Annotated in this window: 25 protein-coding genes and 1 tRNA gene; 12 read left to right on the top strand and 14 right to left on the bottom strand. The window is 65.8% G+C overall.

What is annotated here, in order from left to right; genetic code table 11:
- Positions 1-51: 51 nt before the first annotated feature.
- Positions 52-690: an alpha/beta hydrolase gene (locus tag ABD687_RS14635; RefSeq protein WP_302263260.1), complete on the bottom strand. Its 639-nt coding sequence runs from the start codon at positions 688-690 to the stop codon at positions 52-54.
- A gap of 68 nt (positions 691-758) precedes the next feature.
- On the opposite strand from ABD687_RS14635, the gene ABD687_RS14630 reads away from it, so the two are divergent.
- The 3 genes from ABD687_RS14630 (at position 759) to ABD687_RS14620 (ending at position 3,988) form a co-directional block, all read left to right on the top strand.
- A complete protein-coding gene (locus tag ABD687_RS14630; RefSeq protein WP_310290100.1) occupies positions 759-1,334 on the top strand; it encodes an Lrp/AsnC family transcriptional regulator in 576 nt (191 codons plus the stop codon).
- A 142-nt stretch (positions 1,335-1,476) separates the two neighbouring features.
- Entirely contained in the window at positions 1,477-2,556 is a 1,080-nt protein-coding gene (hisC, locus tag ABD687_RS14625; RefSeq protein ID WP_302263261.1) for a histidinol-phosphate transaminase, read from the top strand.
- Positions 2,549-3,988: an amino acid permease gene (locus ABD687_RS14620; RefSeq protein WP_302263262.1), complete on the top strand. Its 1,440-nt coding sequence runs from the start codon at positions 2,549-2,551 to the stop codon at positions 3,986-3,988. Before hisC ends, ABD687_RS14620 begins: the two co-directional genes overlap by 8 nt.
- 77 nt (positions 3,989-4,065) lie before the next feature.
- On the opposite strand, the gene ABD687_RS14615 is transcribed toward ABD687_RS14620, so the two are convergent.
- Together ABD687_RS14615 and ABD687_RS14610 are read right to left on the bottom strand one after the other, a co-directional pair.
- A complete protein-coding gene (locus ABD687_RS14615; RefSeq protein ID WP_310290102.1) occupies positions 4,066-5,331 on the bottom strand; it encodes an endonuclease/exonuclease/phosphatase family protein in 1,266 nt (421 codons plus the stop codon).
- A 105-nt stretch (positions 5,332-5,436) separates the two neighbouring features.
- A complete protein-coding gene (locus ABD687_RS14610) occupies positions 5,437-7,098 on the bottom strand; it encodes a thiamine pyrophosphate-binding protein (protein ID WP_310290104.1) in 1,662 nt (553 codons plus the stop codon).
- A gap of 419 nt (positions 7,099-7,517) precedes the next feature.
- On the opposite strand from ABD687_RS14610, the gene ABD687_RS14605 reads away from it, so the two are divergent.
- On the top strand, positions 7,518-7,712 hold the full coding sequence (locus tag ABD687_RS14605) for a flavodoxin family protein (RefSeq protein WP_425566752.1): 195 nt from the start codon (positions 7,518-7,520) through the stop codon (positions 7,710-7,712).
- A 248-nt stretch (positions 7,713-7,960) separates the two neighbouring features.
- Positions 7,961-8,167 (top strand): helix-turn-helix domain-containing protein, encoded by a 207-nt coding sequence (locus ABD687_RS14600; RefSeq protein WP_310290106.1) that lies wholly within the window; start codon positions 7,961-7,963, stop codon positions 8,165-8,167.
- A 39-nt stretch (positions 8,168-8,206) separates the two neighbouring features.
- On the opposite strand, the gene ABD687_RS14595 is transcribed toward ABD687_RS14600, so the two are convergent.
- The gene (locus tag ABD687_RS14595; protein ID WP_310290107.1) at positions 8,207-8,761 is read right to left on the bottom strand and encodes an ANTAR domain-containing protein; all 555 of its coding nucleotides are present in this window, start codon (positions 8,759-8,761) and stop codon (positions 8,207-8,209) included.
- A 588-nt stretch (positions 8,762-9,349) separates the two neighbouring features.
- On the opposite strand from ABD687_RS14595, the gene ABD687_RS14590 reads away from it, so the two are divergent.
- Complete coding sequence (locus tag ABD687_RS14590; RefSeq protein ID WP_264270500.1) at positions 9,350-9,658, top strand: hypothetical protein; 309 nt, start codon at positions 9,350-9,352, stop codon at positions 9,656-9,658.
- On the opposite strand, the gene ABD687_RS14585 is transcribed toward ABD687_RS14590, so the two are convergent.
- From ABD687_RS14585 to ABD687_RS14565, 5 genes are all read right to left on the bottom strand, one after another.
- Complete coding sequence (locus ABD687_RS14585) at positions 9,655-9,873, bottom strand: hypothetical protein (protein WP_310290111.1); 219 nt, start codon at positions 9,871-9,873, stop codon at positions 9,655-9,657. The two genes, ABD687_RS14590 and ABD687_RS14585, sit on opposite strands and share 4 nt — an antisense overlap.
- Positions 9,874-10,194: 321 nt before the next feature.
- Positions 10,195-10,914: a GAF and ANTAR domain-containing protein gene (locus ABD687_RS14580; RefSeq protein ID WP_310290112.1), complete on the bottom strand. Its 720-nt coding sequence runs from the start codon at positions 10,912-10,914 to the stop codon at positions 10,195-10,197.
- A complete protein-coding gene (locus ABD687_RS14575) occupies positions 10,915-11,190 on the bottom strand; it encodes a hypothetical protein (RefSeq protein ID WP_264270498.1) in 276 nt (91 codons plus the stop codon). It lies immediately after the preceding gene.
- Between the two features lie 16 nt (positions 11,191-11,206).
- Complete coding sequence (locus ABD687_RS14570) at positions 11,207-11,938, bottom strand: GAF and ANTAR domain-containing protein (RefSeq protein ID WP_264270497.1); 732 nt, start codon at positions 11,936-11,938, stop codon at positions 11,207-11,209.
- 503 nt (positions 11,939-12,441) lie between these two features.
- Positions 12,442-12,514 (bottom strand) — tRNA-Lys (locus tag ABD687_RS14565).
- Between the two features lie 215 nt (positions 12,515-12,729).
- Between ABD687_RS14565 and ABD687_RS14560 the strand changes: the two genes are divergently transcribed.
- The 3 genes from ABD687_RS14560 (at position 12,730) to ABD687_RS14550 (ending at position 15,321) form a co-directional block, all read left to right on the top strand.
- The gene (locus ABD687_RS14560) at positions 12,730-13,389 is read left to right on the top strand and encodes a hypothetical protein (protein WP_264270496.1); all 660 of its coding nucleotides are present in this window, start codon (positions 12,730-12,732) and stop codon (positions 13,387-13,389) included.
- A 284-nt stretch (positions 13,390-13,673) separates the two neighbouring features.
- A complete protein-coding gene (locus ABD687_RS14555) occupies positions 13,674-14,288 on the top strand; it encodes a hypothetical protein (protein ID WP_264270495.1) in 615 nt (204 codons plus the stop codon).
- 7 nt (positions 14,289-14,295) lie between these two features.
- Positions 14,296-15,321, top strand: coding sequence for an inorganic phosphate transporter (locus ABD687_RS14550; RefSeq protein WP_264270494.1), 1,026 nt, complete (start codon positions 14,296-14,298; stop codon positions 15,319-15,321).
- 413 nt (positions 15,322-15,734) lie between these two features.
- Here ABD687_RS14550 and pstB read toward each other — a convergent pair whose 3' ends face one another.
- From pstB to pstS, 4 genes are all read right to left on the bottom strand, one after another.
- Positions 15,735-16,514 (bottom strand): phosphate ABC transporter ATP-binding protein PstB, encoded by a 780-nt coding sequence (gene pstB, locus ABD687_RS14545; protein WP_264270493.1) that lies wholly within the window; start codon positions 16,512-16,514, stop codon positions 15,735-15,737.
- A gap of 52 nt (positions 16,515-16,566) precedes the next feature.
- Positions 16,567-17,718 carry a phosphate ABC transporter permease PstA gene (gene pstA, locus ABD687_RS14540; RefSeq protein ID WP_264270492.1) on the bottom strand — a complete coding sequence of 384 codons (1,152 nt, stop codon included), beginning with the start codon at positions 17,716-17,718 and terminating at the stop codon, positions 16,567-16,569.
- Positions 17,718-18,650 carry a phosphate ABC transporter permease subunit PstC gene (gene pstC / locus ABD687_RS14535; RefSeq protein WP_264270491.1) on the bottom strand — a complete coding sequence of 311 codons (933 nt, stop codon included), beginning with the start codon at positions 18,648-18,650 and terminating at the stop codon, positions 17,718-17,720. Before pstC ends, pstA begins: the two co-directional genes overlap by 1 nt.
- 152 nt (positions 18,651-18,802) lie before the next feature.
- Positions 18,803-19,918 (bottom strand): phosphate ABC transporter substrate-binding protein PstS, encoded by a 1,116-nt coding sequence (gene pstS, locus ABD687_RS14530; RefSeq protein WP_264270490.1) that lies wholly within the window; start codon positions 19,916-19,918, stop codon positions 18,803-18,805.
- 225 nt (positions 19,919-20,143) lie between these two features.
- Here pstS and ABD687_RS14525 point away from each other — a divergent pair, with 225 nt between their 5' ends.
- The 3 genes from ABD687_RS14525 to disA all read left to right on the top strand — a co-directional run bounded on the left by ABD687_RS14525 (position 20,144) and on the right by disA (position 23,914).
- Complete coding sequence (locus tag ABD687_RS14525) at positions 20,144-21,271, top strand: FUSC family protein (protein ID WP_310290117.1); 1,128 nt, start codon at positions 20,144-20,146, stop codon at positions 21,269-21,271.
- Positions 21,272-21,327: 56 nt separating this feature from the next.
- Positions 21,328-22,716, top strand: coding sequence for a DNA repair protein RadA (gene radA / locus ABD687_RS14520; RefSeq protein ID WP_264270488.1), 1,389 nt, complete (start codon positions 21,328-21,330; stop codon positions 22,714-22,716).
- A gap of 121 nt (positions 22,717-22,837) precedes the next feature.
- Positions 22,838-23,914: a DNA integrity scanning diadenylate cyclase DisA gene (gene disA / locus ABD687_RS14515; protein ID WP_264270487.1), complete on the top strand. Its 1,077-nt coding sequence runs from the start codon at positions 22,838-22,840 to the stop codon at positions 23,912-23,914.
- A 32-nt stretch (positions 23,915-23,946) separates the two neighbouring features.
- Here the strand turns inward: disA and ABD687_RS14510 are convergent, their stop codons facing one another.
- Positions 23,947-24,573 (bottom strand): hypothetical protein, encoded by a 627-nt coding sequence (locus ABD687_RS14510; RefSeq protein WP_310290119.1) that lies wholly within the window; start codon positions 24,571-24,573, stop codon positions 23,947-23,949.
- Positions 24,574-24,641: the final 68 nt, after the last annotated feature.

Here is a 24,641-nt window from a genome sequence, read left to right as displayed (position 1 = left end):
GCCCCCGGCCGGATCAACCATCCGGTTGATTGTGCGTGCAGCGGGAGGGAATCACGCCGTTGGCTTGGCCGCGAGGTAGTGCCGGTAGAAGTTGCGCACGTCGCGGCGTTCGTCGGCACCGAAGCCATGCCCCATCTCCGGGTAGGTGCGTGAAGTCAGGGCCGTGTGTTCGGCGAGCCATTGTCCCGCATAGGCGACGGCATCGGGGTTGATCACCAGGTCGAAGGGGTCCCTGCCCCAGAAAAACGGAACCGCTTCCCCGGGCTCCGGAACGATGTCGGTAAGCGAAAGCAGCTCGTTGGAGAGTACAAAGCCACTGAGTCCCGTGATCGTGGCATAATTTCCCGGCCGCAGCCGGTGCAGCGTCGTGGCCATGGCCATTCCCTGCGAATGCCCCAGCAGGCTGATCGAGCGATAGCCGCGGGCATACCTGTCCTGCCAATCGAACACCTGCTGTGCGGCGGAGACCACCTTGGCAAAGTCATTGGCGAGGAAGTAATCGAGCAGGAACCAGCCTCGGTCCCCTCCGACCTCCATCGGCCCGCGCAACGCCACCCCGGTGGCATCCGGCGGAAGCTCGTCGAACCAGCCCGTCATCCGTTCCGGGTTTGAGCCGTAGCCATGCAGCATCATGACCAGGTCGGTGCCCGCCCGTCGGCCCGCCGGCCGGGAATAGATTCCCTCATCCATTCATCCACCGTAGCCCGTGCCGCCGGCCGATTCGCGCGCAAGGCGGCTTCAGCCGCATACTGGGGCGCATGAGAATCGATTCGTTGGACGTGTCGCTGATCGAGCTGTTCACCGACTTTCCCGGCATCGGGGTCATGGAGTGTTCCAAGCGCCTGGGAGTTGCCCGCGGCACGGTGCAGAACCGGCTGAACCGGCTGCATGAATCCGGGGTGATCACGCGCATCGCCCCGCAAATCGATGCAGCCGCAATGGGCTATCCGGTCGCCGCCTTCTGTTCGCTGCAGATCCAGCAGAACCTGGGCCACGACGGAATGGCCGAGAAGCTCGCACAGATCCCCGAGATCCTCGAGCTGCACACCGTCTCGGGATCCAGCGACTTTTTGGTGAAGATCGTGGCCCGCTCCACCGCCGACCTGCAGCGGGTCATCGATGCGATCTCCGCCACCGAGGGCATGGGCCGCTCTGCCTCCTCCATCGTGCTGGCAACGCACTTCGAGAACCGGGTCATCCCGTTGGCGCGGGATGCAGCGCTGCACAATCCCGAGTCCCCCGCAGAGTCGGGCAACCGCTTGCGAAGCAGCTCGCTGCGCAATGGCGGTACCCTGAATGCGGCTAGAAAAAACATTGGGCACAATGTCCAGTGATCCACCACGCGCACTGATCTTTCTGTACAACTTGTGCGGTCTTTTGCCGGGCGTTTGACCGGCCGAAGCTCATTTTCGTAGCTTTTGTGAGGCGCGTCACCGGCGACGTGCGAGCAGCTTGTTTTTCGAAAGGCACCCACCGATGACCCTCGCCCAGCGCACTTCCCTTAACTCGATCCCGGCCTACAGGCAGGGTGCCACACCGGGTGCGGCCCAGAAGGCCTTCAAGCTCTCCTCCAACGAAAACCCGTATCCGCCGCTGGACTCCGTCATCGCGGGCCTTTCCTCCGAGCTGGGCACCATCAACCAATACCCCAATGCCGCTGCCCCCGAACTTGTCGGTGCGCTGGCCGCCCGCCTCGGCGTGGAACCGGAGACCATTGCCCTGGGAGCCGGGTCGGTGGAGGTCGCCGGCCAGCTGATCCACGCGACCGCCAATCCCGGCGACGAGGTCGTCTTTGCCTGGCGCTCCTTCGAGGCCTACCCCATCCTCGCCCATGTCGCCGGGGCCACCCCGGTGATGGTTCCGCTGGATGCCGACGGGGCCCACGACCTGGCCGCCATGGCGGAGGCCATCAACGAGCGCACCGCGCTGGTCTTCATCTGCAACCCCAACAACCCGACCGGCACCGTGGTTGACGCCGCAGCCGTGGACGCCTTCATGGCCAAGGTCCCGGCACACGTGCTGGTGGTCATCGACGAGGCCTACGTCCACTTCAACACCGCGCGCGATTCGGCCATCGGGCTGGACTTCTTCCGCCGCTACCCCAACGTCGCGGTGCTGCACACCTTCTCCAAGGCCTACGGGTTGGCCGGGCTGCGCATCGGCTACGCCGTGGCGCCTCCCGCGGTCGCTGCAAACCTGCGCAAGACCGCCGTCCCGTTCGGGGTCACCGCGCTGGCCCAGCGCGCCGCGGTGCTGTCCCTGGAACATGAAGACGAACTCCAGGTACGCATTGACGATCTGGTGACCGCCCGCGAATCCCTGCTGGCCACGCTGCGCGAAGCCGGAGTCACCGTCACCGAATCCCAGGCCAACTTCATCTGGCTGTCCACCGGCGATGACACCGAGGCCGTCGATGCGGGACTACGGGCCGCCGGCATCTGGGCACGCGCCTTTGCCGGGGAGGGCATCCGGATCTCCATCGGGTCCCCAGAAGCCAACGCGGCCATCGCCACCGCCGTCATCTCCGCACTGCAGGAAGCCCCCGCCCATGTCTAACACCCAGACCGCCCCGAAGTCCGCGAGCCTGAGCACCCGGCAGATCACCATGATGGGCCTGGGCGGCGCCATTGGCGCCGGCCTGTTCATCGGTTCCGGGCAGGCCGTTGCCGTGGCCGGGCCGGGCATCGTCCTGGCCTTCGCCCTGGCCGGCTTCCTGGTCATCCTGATCATGAACATGCTCGGCGAAATGGCCGCGGCGAACCCCTCGTCCGGATCCTTCTCCGTATATGCCACCAAGGCCATGGGCCCCAACGCCGGGGCCATCATCGGATGGCTTTACTGGATCCAGGGCGTCATCGTCATCGCCGCCGAGGCCACCGGTGCCGCGGCCATTGTCGGCGGATGGCTCCCCGGGGTATCGCAGGGCACCTGGTCCCTGGTTTTCGTGGCCCTGCTGACCGCCGTCAACCTGGCCAACGTGGCACGCTTCGGCCAATTCGAGTACTGGTTCTCCTTCCTCAAGGTCGCCGCTATTGTGGCGTTCCTTGGCATCGGCGTGGCCATCATCCTCGGGTTGGTGCCGGGCGTCGAAGCCACCGGCCTTTCCAACCTGGTGGCCCACGACGGCTTCCTGCCCAACGGCGTGGTCGGGCTGTGCGCCGGGCTGCTGATGGTCATCTTCGCCTTCGGCGGCATCGAGATCGTGGCCATTGCCGCGGCCGAAAGCGATGACCCGCGAACCTCCATCCGCAAGGCCGTGCGCGGGGTCCTGTTCCGCGTTCTGGTCTTCTACGTGGGCTCCGCCCTGGTCATGGTTTCGGTGCTGCCCTGGTATTCGCCGGAGCTAGCCGCTTCCCCGTTCGTTGCGGTGCTCACCTTCGCGCACATCCCGTGGATCGACTCCGTCATGGCGCTGGTGGTGGTCATCGCCCTGCTCTCGGCCATGAACGCGAACATCTATGCCGCCTCGCGCATGTTGCTTTCGCTCTCCGAGCGCGGGATCGCCCCGCGGGTCATCCAGGTCCGCAACCGGAACAAGACGCCATACGTGGCGGTGAGCGCCTCGGTCATCCTGTGCACGATCGCGGTGGTCATGAACTACCTCGCGCCGGATCTGGTGATGCCGATGCTGCTCAACGCCGTGGGTTCCACGCTGCTGGTCACCTGGGGATTCATTGCGCTCTCGCAGCTCATCCTGCGCATCCGTGCGGACAGGGACCCGAGCATCCACCTGCCGGTGCGGATGCCGCTCTTCCCGTACCTCTCGATCCTGGCGCTGGCGATGCTGGCCGGGATCGTGGTGCTGGCGCTCTTCGATCCGGCGTCCCGCACCCAGTTGCTCGCCACCCTCGGGCTCACCGTGGCGATCGGGGTGCTCAACGCCGTGGCCCAGCGCCGTTCCAGGCGCCGCCTGGCCGGGGGCCTTGGCACCCCAGAGGAAACGCCGGCCTCCGCAGTCGAGTCGCGTGGCGACCACAGGGTTTCATGACAGGCAGGAAAACCAATTCAACGGCCGGGCCCCGCTTTATTTTGGGTCCCGGCCGTTGCCGATTGGTTGCCGGGGGATCAGCCGGACACGGTGACGTCGACCCAGACCAGTCTGTGGTCGCTGCTGGCCGGCGGCCAGCCGGAGACAAGCCCGGCACCGTCTTGGCCGGCTCCCGGCCAGTAGACACCCGAACCCCGCGCCGGCAGCGTTGCCGAGGGCAACACGTAGTCCACGCGCAGCACCCCTGCACTTCCCCGGCCGAAGTCGGCGGTGCCCAGGGCGCTGCCGGTAATGCCCGCAATGCCCCTGGCTTCGCGGTCCCCTGTGCGCTCGGCAGCGGCCGGCAGCGGATCAACCAGCAGCGGGTTGCCGAGCAGCTTCGTGATGGCCGCCGGATCGGAGTCCCCCGAGCCGGCGTCGGAGTTCAAGTCCCCCAGCACCACGAAGTCGCTGCCGGGCTCCAGCGCTCCGCGCTTGCCCGAATCGTCATAGATGTACTCGCCGCGGCCCTCCCCGCCCAGGTAGTCGTTGATGAGCCGGATCTCGTCGTGGTTGCGCGCCCTGTTGCGTTTTTCCGGGCCATCGAAGACCGGCGGGGCGGGGTGGGCGGCAATCACGTGGATGGTCTTGTCCCCCACGGTGATCGGCACATCCCACATGGACTTGCTGGGCAGGGGCAACACGCCGCGGACCAGTTCGCCGTAGTGCCGGTTCGGCATTTGCGACTCCGGCATGTCCTTCCACAGGAACTTCTGGAAAGTACGGATCTTCGCGGCATCTATGGGGTGCTTGGAGAAGAGCACCATGCCGTATTGGCCCTCGAACTCCCCGTAGCCCAGGGCGTCGGCGGGTCCGCCGACAATGCCGTCCCCGTCGAGGTCCGCACCGCTGGGGATCCCCGTGTTGGAAGGGGCCAGGTACTTGTAGGGGTAGTCGATGGGATCCTGGCCGCCCTGGCTGCGCTCCAGGTAGTTGCGCTTGAAGCCTTCCGCGGCGGCACCCTCCGGGTCGTAGTCGAATTCGTTGAGCAGCAGCACGTCGGGTGCGTTACGCTGCACGATCTGCGCCACCGCCTGCGCCTGGCCGTCCAGCGGGGTGGAGAGGTCCAGCGCAAGTTGGCCGGGCTGCGGCCGATTCAGCGAGGCGTTGAACGTCGCCACACGCAGGGAGGGTGCCATGACGTCACGCCCTTCGGCATAGGGAATGGGGGCTGCCGAGAGCGGCTGCACGGAGATCGACCGTGCTTCGGCCGTTGGGTGCGCCTGCGCAGGGAGGGTACCTGCCACCCCCAAGGCGATGAGTGTTGCGGCGGCCAGGGCCGTCCGGATCGAATGTCGCACCATTCCACATTAGGGGTGGAACCTACTTTCCGGTAGGTCGGTACTTTATCCAGTCAGGGGTTTTTCTGTCGGCGAAACCCACCGGCCCGCCCGGTACGGCCGGAAGGCTCAACCGCGAACGCCGGCGGCCTTGCGGTTGGCCTCGAGGACTTCCTCCATGTACGGCGCACGAACATCCGGGGAAATGCGGCAGTCCACCAGATGGATCCCGTCGGCCCCCGCTGCGACCCAGTCGCGCAACCCGGCGAGGTCTTCCAGGCTGCGCACTTTCGTGGCCGAGGCACCGAGCCCGCGCGCCACGGCGGCAAAGTCGACCTCGGGAATCAGCATGGGCCCCTCATGCAGCCCGATGGATCCGTATTGGTGGATCTCCGCCCCGTAGGCGGCGTCGTTGTAGATGACGACGATGCCGCTGCGCACGGTGCGAATGACGGATTCGAGGTCCGCCAGGCCCATGAGGAAGCCGCCGTCGCCACTGGCCAGCACGATCGTCGACTCCGGTGACGCTGCCCCGGCACCCACTGCGGAGGCCAGGCCCAGTCCGATGCTCTGGTAGGCGGTGCCCACCAGGTTCAGGGCATGCGGCCCGGGGACATCCCAGTACATGGGGCCCCAGCCGATGAAGTGCCCGCCGTCCTGCACCACCACGCGGTCCGCGGGCATGATCGCGTTCAGGGCACGCGCCACCGACCGCGGATCGAGCAATCCGTCCGGTGCCGCCTCGTCGCCGGGCGCATGGTCGTTGACCCTCGCCAACCGGTCGCCCACCTCATCCACCCAGCGCAGGCCGCCGTGGCGCCCGCGCACCAGCGGCAGCAGGGAATCGGCAACCGCTGCCACGTCGGCCCGGAGGAACACGTCAACCCGCGGGCTCGTTGCGGCGGCGGCCACATCGACCTGGATGACCTGGGCGCCGACGTTGAAAAGCTCCCCGAAGCGGGTGGTGAACTGGTTCAGCCCGGCCCCGAGCACCAGCACCACGTCGGCTTCGTGGATGAGGGCGGCGGTTTCCCCGGAAGAGAACCCGCCGGCGATCCCCAAGTCCCCGTGGCGGTCGGCCAGGAGGTTTGGCGCGAGCACCGTGCTTGAGCTCAGTGCCCCCAGGGAATCGGCGAGCGCGGTGATTGCTTGCGCCGCACCGGACAGCCGTGCCCCGCGGCCATAGAGCACCAACGGACGCCTGGCCTCGTTCAGGGCGGCGGCCGCCTGGGTGAGCAGTTCCGGTGCGGCGGCCGGGTAACCGGGATCCAACGCGAAGTCGCCCAACGACAGCGGGCCCTCTTCGGCAGCTTCGTCGGCAACGATGTCATAGGGAATCGACAGCACCACCGCGGTGCGCTCGCGCAGGGCGTGGGCGACCGCCTCGAACGCTATGGCCATCGGGCGCTGCGCATCAACCACGAAGGTCGTGGCGCCCACTGCGTCGTTGATGGCGCCCTGGTCAATGTCCCAGGGGCGGGCGCCGGTGGAGGGCTGGTCCCCGGTGACAAGCACCATCGGGATCCTGGCCTTGGCGGCCTCTGCCAGCGGGGTGATGGCGTTGCTGAACCCTGCACCGTAGGTGGTGGTGGCGATGGCAGGCTTTCCGGTGATGCGGAAGTAGGCGTCGGCGGCGGTGACGGCGGCCGACTCGTGGCGTACCGCGGTGAAGCGGAACCCGGTGCGCAGCGCGGCGTCGAGGAAGTGGGCATTTCCGTTCCCCATGACTCCGAAGATCTCGGAAGTGCAGGTTAGGAGGGCGCGGGAAACGGCAGCGGAAACTGTAGACATTTTTTGTGACTTTCGAATGCAGCAAAAAGAACTAAGGCCATATTCGTCTTCGGGCAGCGAACCCGGATTTCGCCCATTTTTAGAGCGACGGCAGGAACTTCAGAAACGTTCCGCCTGACGATGCAACCATAACCGCACCAATGTGTCCTGCGCAACATCCACCGCTTCTGCGAATGCCATCCCAGTGGCTGCGCTCCGGCAAACCGTTCGACGGCAGGCCAGGTGAAGATTGTTGCTGCGGCTCACCATGGATCGGGGAACCAGGAAACAGATGATCCCCGTCCTCACGAGGAGAGCGGGGATAGGTAGTTCTGTGCGCCCCGCGGGGGTCGACCCCCCGGCCAATGGATTAGTAGTCGACATTTGTAGCAGTCCGCGACCGCCACTGTAAATCTGCGCCCGCCATCCGGGACAAGCTCATGGCTGCACAAATCCTGGTGCCGGCCGCCCCGATTTGGGTGGGACACCCCTCCAGCCTGGCCCAGCGGGTGCTGGAGAGGGATGCCGAAATCTCAGAGACCGACTGCCAAGGCCGACCGATCCTGTTCGGCAAGGTCGCGATGGTAGCCGTGGTCGGCAACGAAGACGGCGCACCTGGCCGCCCTGCCCAGTGACCGACCGTATCCGGCGGGCTAGGAATGTGCTGCCTATTTTCAAGGGCTCAAGGCGTGCAGAATGCCCCGCCGGGTGGGTGCGCAAAACATTGAAGCGCCGCCGAACCCGCGCCTACGATGGGAACCCAGCGGACCCCCTGAACGGTGCCTCCGGACCAGTCGTTCAGCCGGGGGATGATGAAGGCTACATGGATTGGGGGATGACATGCTCCAGCCACTAGCCCCCCGGGGACACCGAATACCTGCGGGTGGCCGAGGCCGCCGCCGCGATGCGCGTGCCAAGGATGACCGTGTACGACCTGGTGCAGGAGGGCAAGCTGCCGGCGGTGAGCTTCGGTAAGTCCTTCCGCATTCCTGCCCGCGCCGTGCGGGAGTTCCTCGCGGCCGCCCGGCATCCCGCGGCACCTGCGCCTTGCACGCGCCGACCTAGGCCAGAGCCTATAGCATCCGAATGAGGCCCGCCATCGCTGCCGTCCGCGGCAGTGCGGCGGCGGCTACCTGTCGAAATGGGTCGCGGGGGCCTCGGGGGTCGCGGAGCCGACCACGGCGGCCGCCACGTCGCGCAGCTTGATGTTGCGGCTGTTGGACGCTGCCCGCAGGATGCCGAAGGCCTCCTGCTGCGAGCACCGGTTCTGCCCCATGACGATTCCCACAGCCAGGTCGATGGTGGTGCGTGCCTTCATCGCCTCCAGCAACTGTTCAGCTTCCTCCCGGTGCCTGGCCACCTGGAGCGCCAAGGCCAGCGCGGTGGACGCCTGGTCCGCATATCCCCGCGCGGCCTCGACCTGCCGGGGGTCGAACCCGTGGACCTGGCGCGAATACAAGTTCAATGCGGCGCCGTCCCCGTCCTGTAGATCGAATGGCACCGCCAGCACCGAGCCAATCCCCCGGGATACCATGTGCCCGACATACCTCGGCCAGCGATGTTCCACGCGCAAGTCCGGGACCAGGACCAAGCCCCGGTCCCGGGCAGCGGTGAGGCACGGCCCCTCGCCCAAGCCGTACTGGACCTCGTCCACTTCCTGGGCCTCGAGGCTGCTGCTGGCCACCGTGCCCGCGCGGTGGCGGCACCAGCGTGATCCCGCACAGCACCCGTCCCGGGTCCCCGCCGGAAAGTTCCTGCACCGCCACGTGCGTCAGCGCATTGAGAAACCCCTCAATCTGCTCGGTATCCAGCACCTTCCCATAGAGGTACTCGCCGACGCTGGTCAGTTGGTCGCTATCCATCGCTGGTCCCCTTACTTCCGGGTCTGCGCAGCCATTCGACGAAAGTGCCCGCCCGCACCACGGCTACCTTTCCCTTTTACTGTGCCACTTGTTATCCGCCTCGGGAAGGATTGTTTGCATCGTGGCCCTCCCGTAGCCTCCACGGATCCGACCGCCGCCAGCCTCGTCGCTTTCAGCCCCGGGCCACACCGGCCCCTGGCCCGCGCCACGCCCGGGACCCCGCGGGGCGGATGGCGGGTCCGGACACCGCGGGGCACGAGGTGAAATCCCCTTGAATTCGGCAATACGTGTTGGGCATAATCGATTTATCGATCGGCCGGCGGGGTTTTTGTCGGCCGCACGTGGTTCTCCAGACCCCGGGAAGCACGTCATCCGCGTATCGGAAATTCGGAAATTCGAGGACAGGGCTCATGACCATCCAGCAATTGTTCGCCACCCCGCAACGTCGCAGCGAGCTACCCGCGGACACCGCCAAAATCACCTTGGTCTCACCATCGACGCAGGAGAGCGTGCCGCCGATCAGTTGCGGAACCTGCCACAGCGACAAGTACCTGGTCTTTGAACAGGTCAGGCCAGTACCACCGCATGGGCCCGCGCCCTCGGCCTGGGACGTTGAATGCTGGTGTGGCCGGTGCGAGGAATTCCAGGGAATCCGCACCCACCGCCTGCCCGCGCTGCCACACTCCTTCCTGCTGCGGGGCTACGGCACCGACATCTAGCCGGCTCCCAGGCCTCGCCCGAAGTAGGTCTTGTCGTGTTTCGCGGTCAGGGTGTCCGCGAGTCCGGTGGCCAGGACCACGCCTTTCTGGTTGCGGATGGAAGCCGCCCGCGAAGAGAACTTGAACGCCTCTTCCCTGGAACGACCCGCCGTCCCATGTTGACGCCAAATCGATGGGTGCGCGACCTCAGGTCTGCTGCGGATCCGCATGCTCATGCTGACGCGCGGCGAGCCACAGCGCCGGCGGGCGGGTGGACCTTGTGCCTGGGCCGCATGCCCCTGCGGACGGCGGGACCGCGGTGAGCCCCGGCCTACTCCGGCCAGCGGTCAGCCCGTTGCCAAGGGCATTGGCCTATTCGGTGGGCCGGCAGCGCGGCCGACGCCCGCACGGCGAAGAATCCGCACAGCTGCTCCAGGAAGTCCGCGAGGCCGGAACCCTCAAAAACGAGGTTTTGGGGTTGTCCGGCCACGGAGCCGGAAAATTCCCGGTTTCGTGCCCCTGCCACCTTGCCCTGGTCCCGGGCAAGGGACGAAGGACTATTCCATCCCCCGGGCGCGTCGCGCCTCACGCAGGACCTCGATCGCCCGGTCGCCGAGGCGCACGTTCGCCGAGAATGCCGAGCGACTCAATTGAGCGAAAGCCTCGGCACGGCTGCACTTGTCCCGGACCATGATCACCGCCACCGCCCCGTCAACCAGCCCGCGGGCCCGCAGCTCCGAACCGAGGTCAGCGCCGGCCAGGGCAGGCAGGTGGAATCGCAGGGCCAAGCGCAGGATGCGCGAAATCGATCCGGCGAAGGCCTCCACTGCGGAAACAAAGTCCGAATCCATTATTCCGGGTTCGCGGGCATAGCAGTTCAGCGCGGCCTGGGTGCCGCTGCCGGCTTCCACGGGGACCGCGAGGATGGCATGCACTCCGCTGGAGCCGATCTCCCGCGCATAATCCCGCCAAGTCCTCGACTCGTCTATTTCCGGGATGAAGACCTTGCGCTGCTGCCGCAGCGCGGTCAGGCAGGGACCATTGTCAAAGGCGTACTGGCGTTCATCCAGGACCATGGCATCGAGCTCGCTGCTTGCCACCGTGAGCGGGAAGCCCTCGCGCTCCACCGTGATGGAACACAGCACCGGCTTGCCGCTGCCCAGCCCCGCCGCGGCAATCAGCACCAGCTCCAGCATGAAGTCGCTGAAGCCCTCGCTCTCAAGTAGCAGGTCTTGCAGCTCGTCTTGGTTGCGTGCGTCGTGGCCTCGGGCGCCCATTTAGGTTTCCGTCTTTCCCGGGTCCTGGTCAGTGGAGTACGGGACCCTGAGATCCATGTCCAGGTCCATGAAGCGTTCATTGATCGCGTGGGCCACCAGATCGCGCTCCAACGTGGGCAACGCATGGGCGGCAAAAAGATAAGCCTCGATTTCGAATTGGCCGGCTGACCCGCCAAGGCCGAAGTACTTTAGCCACAACTCGCCCACCGTCAGGCCCGCAAGCGGCAGCGCCTGGCGCAGCTGCTTCAGCTGCAAATCATCGTCATCCATCTCCATGGCCTGTTCCCCGTCGCTAGGCACCTTGCGGGGTGGCGGCCTCGACTAACCGGGCAGCAAACTCGCCCAGGGTCCGGCCCTCCGCGATGGCCTGCTTCAACAACAGCCGCACCGCGTCATCGGCGGCAACGCCATGACGTTCCATGATGATGCCCTTGGCCATGCCAATGACGTCTCGCAAATACAGGGTACTGCGCAACTCGTCACTGACCTTCTTGGCCTGTTCCGCGGTGATGGCATGCTCCAGCAACACCGAAGCCTGCCGGGCCAGCAGCTCCAGGACACCTCGAGAGCGCTCAGTGAAGGCCTGGGGCTCGGCGGCATAGACTTTCACCGCGCCAAAGGACTCGGAGGAGGATTTCAGCGGAACGCTGATGGAGGCGGCGACGGCCAGCGGCGCCACCAACCTTGACCATTCGGGCCAGCGATCGTCGGCGGCAATGTCCTGGACCACCACCGTTTCGCCCGTGGCCCAGGCGGAGAGACAAGGGCCCTGCTCGAGATCGTATTGCAGACTATCGGCCTGCTCGACGACCTCGTCCGAGGCGGCAGCACTGGTCGGACGGGCATTGGCATCCATTAACGTTACCCCGGCACCAATGGCGAAGGGGACGCTGGACTTCGCCGCGGCGGTGATAAGTTTCAGCGTTTCGGCCACGGTGGCCTCGGACATGAGCAACCCGGCGGCACCCGCCGCCGCAGCGGCCAACTCGTCCGCAATCGGGAGCGACTTCCCAATCCTGGCCATGAACGTGCCTCTCTGTCCTGGACACAACAGCAATATACTGCTCCAAGCCTACACATCCGCGGACCACAAAGCGCCGGAAGCACAGACGGACTTCCAGGTCCCTCGGGGCATGTCGGCAATAAGGCGGTTGCCATCACAAACAGCGCACGCCCGTTGAGGACGACCACTGACGCAACCTGTTGAAAGCGGACCGGTCGAGCTGTCCTCCACGTTCTTGAACGGTATGCCGAGCGAGTTCAAGGTCGGCTGGGACCCCTCATACTTCTATCTGAGCGAGCTAGAAGAATGCGAAGCGAATCGGGCCTTGTGGGTCTTCGGTTCAGAGACTTCGGCCCTCGACGTCGTTGAGAAAGTGCAGGCAGCAGGAAGATTGTCCGAGATCAACTGGCACTCCCGGATCCAGCCAGATAATCGAATTCGTTGGCTTCCCTGAATTTGGGGGCAACGACTTAAACAGAAAGCGGTTCTGACTTAGATTTCTCCTAGTCAGAACCGCTTCTCTGTGCGCCCTGCGGGGGTCGAACCCGCGACCAATGGATTAAAAGTCCAGTGCTCTACCAACTGAGCTAAAGGCGCGCTTGGCACTTAGCCAACACCATATTAGCGGATAATCCGGTCCCGCTTGGACAAGCTTGCTGGAATCAGCTGGTGTCCGAACACCTGGGGTTCGCAGGACTTGCCCCGCCGCGGGCTTTCCTGCTGCCAGCCTGCCGGCACGCAGACTCCCTCCCGACGGCTCACCCATCCCGGAGATGAGCAAGTATCCAGCTGGGCAGAGTATCCTCGAGCCCATGAAGGGCCACCCAGCATTGACTCCCCCGGCAACCACATTCCGGCACCACAAACCCAAACCGTTCGCTCCCATGGATTTCGATCCCTTCGAGGGCGGTGCCGATCCGGCGCGCGTGTCCGAGGCAGCGCACCTCTCCGCCCACGCATTGGTGCAGGCAGGAAAACTCAATGACGATCCGGAGATCCGGGAGCGCCTGGTGCGGCTCGCCGAGGACGAAGGCCTGGAGGTCATTGCCGAGCTTTGGTCCAAGGCCCCCGCCCGCTCGCTTCCCGGCGCCCTGTGGCGGCTGTACGCAATCCGCGCCGCAACCGTCAACAATCCCGAGGCCATGGCCTCGTTCTTCGCCGCCGGCGCCCGCCAGGCCCAGGTCTCGCGTGTGGTTGCAGGAGCCGCGGAACCGCCGGGGGCCGAGGAACTGTGCAACATGACCAGCTCCATCCTCACCGGCGCCTTTGACGGCGAGTTCGATGTGGCCCTGGAACGCACCGCGGCGTACTGCCGGGTCATAGCCCTGGGGCAAGCCGAACAGGCGGATGCGGCCGATTTTTCGCACCCGGAGCGCGCCGCCTTGATGACCGGTCGCGCCCATGCCCTGTTGAAGACCGCCGAGGACTTGGAAGCCGCCGCCGCATCCTGGAGGCGCGGGGAACTGGACTGAGAGTTCCTTCACGCCGAGCGCGAATACTGCGCCGGCGTGTTGACAGGAGGGCCGGTTTCCTAGAAAACTGGAATCACGGTGCCGGACCGCGGCAGCCCCGGGCTCCAACTTTCAGCCGCTACGAGCGGCCTTCCGCCGAGAGGCGCTCCCGGTTCGGCACCGCCAACTTCACTCCCCGCCCTGGCACGGGGACGCACTTCACACGGCCCCGGGCGGGCTTGTTCACCTTGGATGCGTAAACTGGGCAGAGTCCCGCTTTTTCCTTTCCATCCGGTGGTTTCCTCGTGAAATTTAGATTGTTCCCTTCGGACATGCGCGGCCTTGGGCTTCTTCGTGACCTGGCCTCCGAAGTCAACCTATGCGTTGGGGTTCTTTCCGAAATGCTGGGCTCCAGCGAAGACCGCGCCGTGCAGCTTGATGCGCTGGACGCGTCCGAAGCCAGGGCCACCGACCTGCACTACGCGGTGCTGACGCATTTGCGCACCAGCTACGTCAACCCGTTGCCGCGCGAAGACGTTTACACTTTTTCGCGGCTGCTCCATGAGGCCGTCGAGCAACTCAGCGGAGGCGGCATCCTCATTGCGCACCTGGGCAAGCGACACCTCTCACATCGTGCGGCCGAGCAGCTGGAACTGATTGGCCGCCAGACCGAGCTCACCACCGAGGCATTGGGCAAGCTCCAGCGACTGGACGACCTGGAAGACGTTTGGCTTGATTTGGTGCGCATTTCCAAGCGCGCGCACCGAACGCACCAAACGTGGCTGGGTGAGATCGGGGAACTGAACAAGGCAGGCACCATCATTCGCCACCGTTCGGTCGCTGACCAGCTCCACTCCTGTTCCCAATCCCTGCGAGCCGTGGCCGACCACTTGGGACGCGTCCTGGTCAAGGAATCCTGAGTCGGGCGTGGTTACCGGCCAATCCTTCATGATGTTCGTGGTGCTGTTGTTCACCTGCGCCTTCGCGTTCCTCAACGGGTTCCGCGATGCCTCGAACTCAATCGCCGTCGCCGTGCGCAACCGCGCTTTGACCCCCAACTATGCGGTGCTGGTGGCTGCGTTCTTCACCTTTCTGGGCACCATGCTCTCCACCTCTTTCGGGGTCTACCTGATTTCGGCCGTCGAGCTGAACGTCCCGAGCGGGGTTCCCGGGCTGGCACTGCTGCTGTCCGCATTGCTCGCGGGCGGCGCCTGGGCGTTGTATTGCTGGTGGCGCGGACTCCCGGTGTCTTCGACGCATTCCCTGGTTTCCGCCCTTGCCGGCGCGGGCGGCGCGTCTGCCCTGCTGGGCGACGACGGGGTGCACGACGCCTGGCGAATGCTTGCCGGCGGAGTTCTGCTGCCACTGCTCTTCACTCCCGTCTTTGCCTTCGTCGTGTCATACGTCCTGGTCATCCCCGCCACCTGGCTGGTGCGCCATTCCACCGCCTCCGACGTCAGCGGGGCATCCCGCGCAGGGCAGTCCATCTCGGCGTGTGCGGTGGCCCTGGGCAACGGATTGCAGGACGGCCAGCGCACCGGCGCCATGTTGACCTTGGCCCTGGTGACGGCGGGCGCCGCGCAGCCCGGCACCATCATGCTCGGCCCCCAGCTGCTGGGCGCTTCCGCCCTGGCGGCAGGGGTCCTCTTTGGCGGCTGGCGCATCGCCCATACCCTTGCCTACCGCCTGGTCAACCTGGACCCGCTGCGCGGCATGGTGGCCCAATCGGTCTCCGCCGCAATGCTCTTCCTGGGTGCCATGCTGATCCACCTGCCGATTTCCACCACCCAGGCGGTGACCAGCTCGATCGTCGGGGCGGGCACCAACCAGCGGTTCGAGTCCGTTACCTGGCGGCAGGTAAAGCGCGTACTGCGGCACTGGGTGGCCACCCCCGTAGTCTGCTCGCTGCTCGGCGGCATCCTAAGCCTGGCCATTCATCCGTTGGTCAGCTGATTATTAGGCGGCTCTTGCCCGCTCCGTCCTGACCGGATCCACCCTCGACGCCTGGCCCCCTGCACCGGGCCCGGGGGGGCGCCTCCGAGCGTCTCCGGCCATTGGCGCCGGCACAAGCGCCACTGCCCCCGCCACAAGGCTTCGGCGGCACCACCGATGCCTCCGGTGCGGCCGGGTGGTCCCATTCCCCGGGTCGCGCTGTCGGGCTCCACGTGCATCCTCGCGGGCCCCCGATCAGCGATGGCTCCCTCGGGCGTTAAACAAGGCAACGGCGGAACCCCGCGCAAGACTCATGCGCGTGGTTCCGCCGTTGCGATCCCCCTCCAGGGATCCCCGGAAGATCCCCCTTCCGGTACCGCCGCAGGACCTGTTCGGTCCCGGGCGAATTTTTCTGCGGCGAGTGCAGTCAGGAATTATCCGAAGCGGCCCGAGACGTAGTCTTCGGTGGCCTTGACCCCGGGGTTGGAGAAGATCGTGGTGGTCTCGGCGTACTCAATCAGCTTGCCGGGCTTGCCGGTGCCGGCGATGTTGAAGAACGCGGTCTTGTCGCTCACGCGCGCGGCCTGCTGCATGTTGTGGGTCACGATCACCACGGTGTAGTCGTTCTTCAGCTCGTTGATCAGGTCCTCGATCGCGAGGGTCGAGATCGGGTCCAGGGCGGAGCACGGCTCGTCCATGAGGATCACCTCCGGCTTCACCGCGATGGTGCGGGCGATGCACAGGCGCTGCTGCTGGCCGCCGGAAAGCCCGGAGCCTGGCTTGTCCAGGCGGTCCTTGACTTCGTTCCAGAGGTTGGCGCCGCGCAGCGACTTCTCGACCAGTCCATCGGCATCCGAGCGGGAGATCTTCTTGTTGTTCAGCTTCACCCCGGCGAGCACGTTGTCCCTGATGGACATGGTCGGGAACGGGTTGGGACGCTGGAAGACCATGCCGATCTGGCTGCGGACCGTGACCGGGTCGACACCGGTTTCGTAGAGGTTGTCCCCGTCCAGGAGCACCTCGCCCTCGACGCGGCCACCGGGGATGACCTCGTGCATGCGGTTCAGCGTACGCAGGAAGGTGGACTTGCCGCAGCCGGAGGGACCGATGAAGGCGGTCACCGACTTGGCTTCAATTTCGATGCTGACGTCTTCCACGGCCAGGAAGCTGGAGTAGTAGACGTTGAGGTCCTTGACGTCGATGCGCTTAGACATGTGTTTTTTCCTTAGGAAGTTTGTGTGTCTGAGGGTCCGGAGCCTTTGAGGCTCAACGGCCCTTCTTGGGGGCGAACAGGCCGGCGATCAGGCGTGCGCCGAGGTTGAGCACCATGACCATGGCGATCAGCAACAGTGCGGCAGCCCAGGCACGCTGGATCGAGGGATCCACGTTGGTCGGCGAGGTCGGGGTGAGGATCTGGTAGTAGATGAACGTCGGCAGCGTGGCCATCCAGTTGCCAAAGACGTTCACGTTGATGTTGTTCGCCAGGCCGGCGGTGACCAGGATCGGTGCGGTCTCGCCGATGACGCGGGCGATGGCCAGGGTCACACCGGAGGCGATGCCGGAGATTGCCGTCGGGATGACGACCTTGGCGATGGTGCGCCATTTGCGCACACCCAGCGCGTAGGCCGCCTCGCGCAACTCGTTCGGGACGATCTTGAGCATTTCCTCGGTGGAGCGGACCACCGTGGGGATCATCAGCACGCTCAAGGCGACGGCGGCAACGATGCCCATGCGGGCGGTGGGGCCCATGATCACCGCGAAGAGCGCGGTGGCGAAGAGACCGGCGACGATCGAGGGAATGCCGGTCATCACGTCGACGAAGAAGGTGATGCCCCGGGCGAGCGGGCCGTTCTTGCCGTACTCGACAAGGTAGATTGCGGTCAGCATGCCCACCGGAACGGAGATCAGGGTGGACCAGAGCGTGATCAGCAGCGTGCCGATCACCGCGTGGTAGGCGCCGCCGAGAACCGGGGTGCCGTTCTCGACGCTGGCGTTGTCGGCCGCACCGGTGATTCCGTTCATGGAGTGGAACAGGAAGTGGGTGTTGATGCCCGGCAGCCCCTTCTGCAGCACCGTGAACAGCACGGAAGCCAGCGGGATGAGCGCGACCAGGAAGGCTGCATAGACCAGGTAGGTGGCCAGGGCGTTCCGGCCGCGGCGCGCCCCCTCCACCAGGGTGGTGATGACGCTGGAGGCCACCACGAAGATGACTGCGGTGTAAATGGCGAAGCTTGCCACGGAGAATCCACCGAGGGTGGAAGCCGCGGCGCCGAGGATCAGTGCGCCCACGGCAATGCCCGGGATGGCCCAGCGCGGCAGGTGGCCCTTGGACAGGGAGTTTCGCTTGCGGGCAACCGGAGGCTTGCCCGGCTGCTGGCGCGAATCGTTGGGGAGCTTGTTGGCGGTAACGGTGTTCATCAGTTGGCTCCCGAGAATTCCTTGTGGCGGGCGATGATTGCCCGGGCGATCAAGTTGACCACCAGGGTGATCACGAACAGCACCAGGCCGGCCGCAATCAGCTCGGAGAGGCGCAGGCCGAAGGCCTCGGGGAAGTTCAGGGCGATCTCGGCGGCAATCGTCTGGTTGCCGGACTTGATCAGCGATGGGATCAGGCTGCCGGTGGAGAGCACCAGGGCCACGGCCATGGTCTCGCCCAGTGCACGGCCCAGGCCGAGCATGACGGCCGAGATGATTCCGGGGCGGGCGAAGGGAAGCACCGACATGGTGATCATTTCCCAGCGCGTGGCGCCCAATGCCAGGGCGGCTTCCTCGTGCAGCTTGGGGGTCTGCAGGAAGATCTCGCGGCTCAGCGAGGTGATGATGGGAAGTACCATCACTGCCAGCACGATGCCGGCCGTGAGGATGGTCTTGCCGGTCTGCGAGGCGGGGCCTTCAAAGATCGGGATGAAGCCGAGGTTCGCGGTCAGCCATTGGAAGCTGGGGACCAGCGCCGGGGCCAGCACCAGGTAGCCCCAGGCGCCGTAGATCACCGACGGGATGGCTGCCAGCAGGTCGATGACGTAACCAAGGCCCGCCGCCAGCTTGCGCGGGGCGTAGTGGGAGATGAACAATGCAACGGCGATGCCGACCGGAGTGGCGATGAGCAGGGCGATGGCCGCTGCGATCACGGTGCCGATGACAATCGGATAGATGTAGCTGAAGAAACCTTCGCCGCCACTGACGAGTGTCGGGTCGGCGGTGAAGGTGGGCAGCGCCTGGATGAGCAGGAAGACCGCTACCGCAAGGAGGGTTACGAGGATCAGGATGCCCGCGCCTAGCGCGGCTCCGGAGAAGATCTTGTCTCCGGCCTGTCCCTTGGATCCGCTGCGCCGTAGCGCGTTGGTAGTCATATGGGTGAGCCTTAGGGAGTTGAGCGAGCGGCAAGGGGGATCATACGGCCGTTCGCGCTGGGATATGGAGGGGTCAAATCAGATGCTACTGCGCCTTCGGGGGAATATCGAAGAAAAGTCATCGATATTCCCCCGAAGGCCTGGGTGCAAAGTTAGGACGCGACCTTGATCGAGTCGACAGCCTTGATGGCGGCTTCGCTCATCTTGGCGGACAGCGGGGCGTTGCCGGCGGAGCCTGCAGCCTGCTTCTGGCCTTCCTCGGAGAGTACGTATTCGCCGAAGCTCTTGACGAGGTCAACCGTGGCCTGGTCCTTGTAGGTGGAGCAGAACACGTGGTACGAGACCAGGATGATCGGGTAGGAACCCGATTCGGTGGTGTCGCGCTTCAGGTCCAGGGACATGTCCAGTGCGCCGCGGCCTTCGACCGGGGTGGCTGCCTCGACGCCCTTGGCTGCTGCCTCGGGGGAAATCTCGGTGAACTCGTCGCCGACCTTCACGTTGACGGTGCCGAGCTTGCCAACGGCGGAGAAGTCCGCGTAGGTGATTGCACCCTCGGTGGCGGTGGTGGTTGCCACGACGCCGGAGGTGCCCTTGGCGTTCTCGCTGGCGAGGTCCTTGGGCCAGTCGCCGGAGACTTCGTAGTCCCAGACGTCCTTCGCGGCGGCCGCGAGGTAGTCGACAAAGTTCTCGGTGGTGCCCGACTCGTCATTGCGGTGCACCACGGTGATCGCGGTGTCCGGAAGCTCCACGCCTTCATTGGTCGCGGCGATGGCCGGATCATTCCACTTGGTGATTTCCAGCTTGAAGATCTTTGCGATGGTGGCTGCATCGAGGTTCAGGGTCTCAACGCCCGGAAGGTTGAAGGCAACGGCGATCGGGGAAACGTAGGCCGGGACGTTGAATGCGCCCTCGGGGCCGCAGATTTCCTTCGAGGATTCGACTTCCTCGTCCTTCAGGTAGGCATCCGAGCCTGCGAACTGCGCGCCTCCGGCCAGGAAGGCCTTGCGGCCGGCGCCGGAGCCATCCGGGGAGTACTGGACCATGGTGCCGGCGTTGGCCTGCTCGAAGCCAGCCTTCCAGGCTTCCATGGCGGACTTCTGCGAGGAAGCACCGCTACCGGTCAACGTGCCGGAGACTGCCCCTGCGGACGAGTTGCCGGCGTCGCCGGTTCCGGCCGTGGCCGTCGGGCTGTCCGAACCGCAAGCGGTCAGGGCAAGTGCTGCCACGGTAAGAACTGCAGCCGCGCTGCCAATGCGATGAAGCTTCACGAGTTATCCTCTTTCACATGCCTGTCAATGACGAACCGTGTCGTCCTGGTCTTTCCCAAGGATGCGCACACCGGCACATCGCTTCAATACGAAATTAGGCCCCGGAAGTAACCAGCACTTCCGACGAAGGTGAACGCAAGGTGAACAAGGCCGGCATGGCCCAGTGTTTCGCGTCACGATCCATACTTGCCAGTGGTATTTGCGCGCCATGACAGACTGTTGTCCATGGGTATCGGATCATCGGCCGGCGGCGCGTGGACGTTCGTCATGCGCCGCAACCGCGTGGGTGTGCGCCGCGTCGGGACATCGTTCCCCAAGATCATCCAGATGACCGTCTCCGCGGTGCTGGCCTACTGGATCGCCGAGCAACTCCTGGGCCACGTGGACCCGATCTTTGCCGCGACCAGCGGGCTGCTGGTGCTGGGATTCGGCACCGCCACCACGGTGCGCCGCTCGATGGAGGTCGCCATTGGCTGCACCCTGGGCGTGGCTGTCGGAGACTTGTTGCTGACGCTTCTGGGAAGCGGCCTGTGGCAGGCGGCCCTGGTCCTTTTTCTGTCGCTGGTGATCGCCAGGTTCCTGGATTCCGGCCCCATTTTCTCCACCCAGCTGGGACTGCAATCGGTGCTGGTGGTCCTTCTGCCCATCGGTGCCGCGGGACCATTCAGCCGTTCAATCGACGCGGTCATCGGTTCGCTGTGCGGCCTGTTGATCATGATGGTTTTTCCCCGCGACCCGCGCCGCACCCCCACTGCCGAGCTGGGCAAGCTTTTGGGCGAGCTCGCCGGCATCCTGCACGAATGCGGGCGCGCCGTCAGCGCCTCCGACACCACCCTGGCATTCCACGCACTGGTCCGCGCCCGCGGAACCCAGCAGCTCCTGGATTCCCTGCCCGCGGCCCTGAACATGGCCCGCGAGGTGGCCACCCTGGCCCCGGCACACCGCCGACACCGCTCCGACCTTGACCGGTTGAAGGTTACGGCGGAAAAGACCGATCTGGCCGTGCGCAACTCCCGGGTCCTGGCCAGGAGGCTGACCACCGTGATCACCCAGGGCTCCCTGACCGACCAGGGGGTCGAGTCCGTGGCGGGCTTGTTGACCGAACTGTCCGAGGCGGTCAACGCCCTTGGCTACGCAGTGTTGGAGACCAAGGAGTCCGGATACCGAAGGGCTGTGGGTCGGGCCCGACGCGAGCTTGCCGAATGCGCAGCCCGGCTGGATCCCGCGGCCCTCCAGGTCAGCGGCCTGCAAGGTGAAGGCATGGTGCTGCTGCTGCGCCCTCTGGTGATTGACCTGCTCGAGGCCACCGGCACCAGCCACGAGGAAGCAGTGGCGTTGTTGCCGCGCCTGTAGCGTAACCCGGCTGCCACGCACCCAAAGCGTGGGCACCGCAAGCTAGCATCAAAGGCATGGCCAAGAGCACCCGCACCAAATCCACCCCCGGTTACCGCTGCGCGGAATGCGGGTGGAGCACCGTGAAATGGGTGGGGCGCTGCGGCGAATGCCAGGCCTGGGGCACGGTGGAGGAAATGGGCGCCGTCTCGGCAAAGACCACCGCCGCCACCAGCATCGCCGTCCCGGCCCAGCCCATCGGCGACGTCGATGCCTCCGCAGCTTCCTACCGCTCCAGCGGCGTGGAGGAACTTGACCGGGTGCTCGGCGGCGGGCTGGTCCCGGGAGCCGTCATCCTGCTGGCCGGGGAACCCGGAGTGGGCAAGTCCACGCTGCTGCTCGACGTTGCGGCACGCGCCGCCCGCTCGGACCGCAAGGTCCTGTACATCACCGGCGAGGAATCCGCCGCCCAGGTCAAGGTCAGGGCCGAACGCATCGACGCCATGGCCACCACGCTCTACCTCACCGCCGAGACCGATTTGGGCATCGCGCTGGGCCAGGTGGAAAAGATCGACCCGGAGTTGCTGATCATCGACTCCGTGCAGACCCTGGCCTCCTCCGAGGTCGACGGCACCGCCGGCGGCATCTCGCAGGTACGCGAGGTGGCGGCCTCCCTCATCAACGCCGCCAAGCGCCGGAACATGACCACCATCCTGGTTGGACACGTCACCAAGGACGGCTCGATCGCCGGGCCCCGGCTGCTCGAGCACCTCGTGGACGTAGTGTGCCAGTTCGACGGCGAGCGCCATTCCCGCCTGCGCCTGCTGCGCGCGCTGAAGAACCGCTACGGCCCCACCGACGAGGTCGGCTGCTTCGACCTGACCGAGGGCGGCATCGAGGGACTGGCCGATCCCTCCGGGCTCTTTGTCACCCGCACCAAGGATCCGGTGCCCGGAACCTGCATCACCGTCACCCTCGAGGGACGCCGCCCGCTGGTCGCCGAGGTACAGACCCTGCTCTCGAGGGCCACCAGCGCCATCCCGCGCCGGGCCACCAGTGGCCTGGATGCGGCGCGCACCCAGATGATCCTGGCCGTGCTCCAGTCGCGCGCCCGGATGGAATTGGGCGGGCTTGATTCCTACGTGGCCACCGTGGGCGGGGTCAAGCTCAGCGAACCGGCCACCGACCTCGCCACGGCCCTGGCGCTTGCCTCTTCCATGCACAACCATCCGCTGCCACCGCAGTTCGTGGCGTTCGGAGAGGTCGGTCTGGCCGGCGAGGTGCGCCCCGTTCCGGAGATCGGCCGCCGGATCATCGAGGCCGAGCGGCTCGGCTTCCGCTACGCCATGGTGCCGGCCTCCCCGCAGCCTCCCAAGAACATCCCCGATTCGATCCGCGTCTTCACCGTTTCCTCGGTGCACGAGGCACTGGACATCGCCTTCGAGCAACGCGTCAAAACCGGGTAATCCATGTTCTTTCGGTAACAAAAGGGTGCCGAAGTCGCTCACTGGGGTGCATTTCCGGGCTTGGTGGGTCCGCCTTGGCCATACCATAGGTAGTAGTCACCCCCTTGGAAGGAACCGGCCCATGTCGAAAAGCCCCGAAGATGCGCTGCGCGCCACCCTGGCCCGTGTTGCACCCGGAACGGAGCTGCGCGACGGCCTCGAACGGATCCTGCGCGGCCGCACCGGCGCACTGATCGTGCTGGGGCACGACAGGGTCGTGGACTCGATCTGCTCCGGTGGCTTCGACATCAACATCGCCTTCTCCCCCACCCGCCTGCGCGAACTTGCCAAGATGGACGGGGCCATCGTCTGCGACAAGGACGGTTCAAACATCCTGCGCGCCGGCGTGCAGCTGGTCCCGGACCACTCGATCCCCACCCAGGAGTCGGGGACCCGCCACCGCACCGCCGAGCGCGTCGCCATCCAGACCGGCTTCCCGGTCGTCTCGGTCTCGCAGTCGATGCACATCATCGCCCTGTACGTCCAAGGCATCCGCTACCTGCTCGAGGGCTCCGAGCCGGTGCTCGCCCGCGGAAACCAGGCCCTTGCCACGCTGGAGCGCTACCGCTCGCGGCTGGACCAGGTCACCAGCGCGCTGTCCGCTGCGGAGATCGAGGCAGTCGTCACGGTCCGCGATGTCGCGGCGGTGCTGCAGCGCCAGGAAATGGTCAGGCGCATCTCCGAGGAGATCGCCCAGTACGTGCTCGAGCTGGGTGCTGACGGACGACTGTTGGCGTTGCAGCTCGACGAACTCTCGGCCGGGCTCGGCCCCGGTGCCGACCTGCTGCTGAAGGACTATTCGACCCTGGGCGGCAAGGAGCTCGACATCGAGGCGGCGCTGAAGAAGCTGCAGAACCTCGACTCCACGGACCTGATCGACCTGGGGAAGTTCGCTGCGATCCTGGGAATCAGCCCCGGCATCGACTCGCTCGACGCGGTTGTCACGCCCAAGGGCCACCGGCTGCTGGCAGGCATCACGTCGGTTCCCCGGGCAGTGGCCGACCGGCTCGTCAATAACTTCGGCGGTTTGCAGCGCCTGATGGCCGCCAATATCGAGGACCTGATGGCGGTGGACGGGATCGGGGACCAGCGTGCCCGCACGGTCCGCGAGGGCCTGTCCCGCGTCGCTGAATCATCCCTGCTGGACCGCTTCATCTAGAAAACCACCTGAGCGGGGCAGGACGAGGGCGGCTAGCGCAGCTCGAACCTCGCGGTCTCGCTGCTCACGTCCCCCAGTTTCGCGGTGAAGCCGTAGGTTCCCGGTCGCGGCTTGGCTGCCACGAACTTGCACCCCGGGGCGCTGCGCACCCGGGTCCAGGTGAAGCGCGCGGTTTCACTGGCACCCGGCTTGATAGTGATCTCGGTGTCGGTGGGATCCTCCACACAATCAGAGGTGGAAAAAATCCGGTCCGCCCCGCTCGTGACGGAAAACTCCTGCTGACTGGTTCCCACATTGACCATGCAGTCGGCCGTCCCCGCGTTCTTGATGGTCATCACCAGCACCGGATCATCCGCGGGCCCGTGCGTGGTCTGGGCGGTTGACGCGGAAACGACCACCTCCTCATCGAGGCAGCCGTTAGGCTCGGAAGGTTCCGGGGAGGGAACACCCGATGGCTGCGAGGAAGCCGCTCCTGGCGCGGCCGCCGCGGGATCCGCCGTGCTCTCTGCCGGGGCCGCGGGTCGCAGCAGGGAGGCGATGCCGACGCCCGCCCACGCCAAAAGCCCGACGAGTACGAGCGTGGTGATCAGCACCGCGAGTCGACGACGCCGATATACCCGTGCGGAGGGGCGGGTGGAACGGACCTGCTTTTGTGCCATACTTCAAGGCTACGAAGCCAAGCGTCCAGCCGTCGACTCCCACGCCGCCAGATAGAGTGATATCGCCA

This window comes from Paeniglutamicibacter sulfureus, assembly GCF_039535115.1.
GTDB classification, from domain to species: domain Bacteria; phylum Actinomycetota; class Actinomycetes; order Actinomycetales; family Micrococcaceae; genus Paeniglutamicibacter; species Paeniglutamicibacter sulfureus.
The sequence above is the reverse complement of the archived record's forward strand: the minus strand, read 5'-3'. Positions and strand labels throughout refer to the sequence as shown.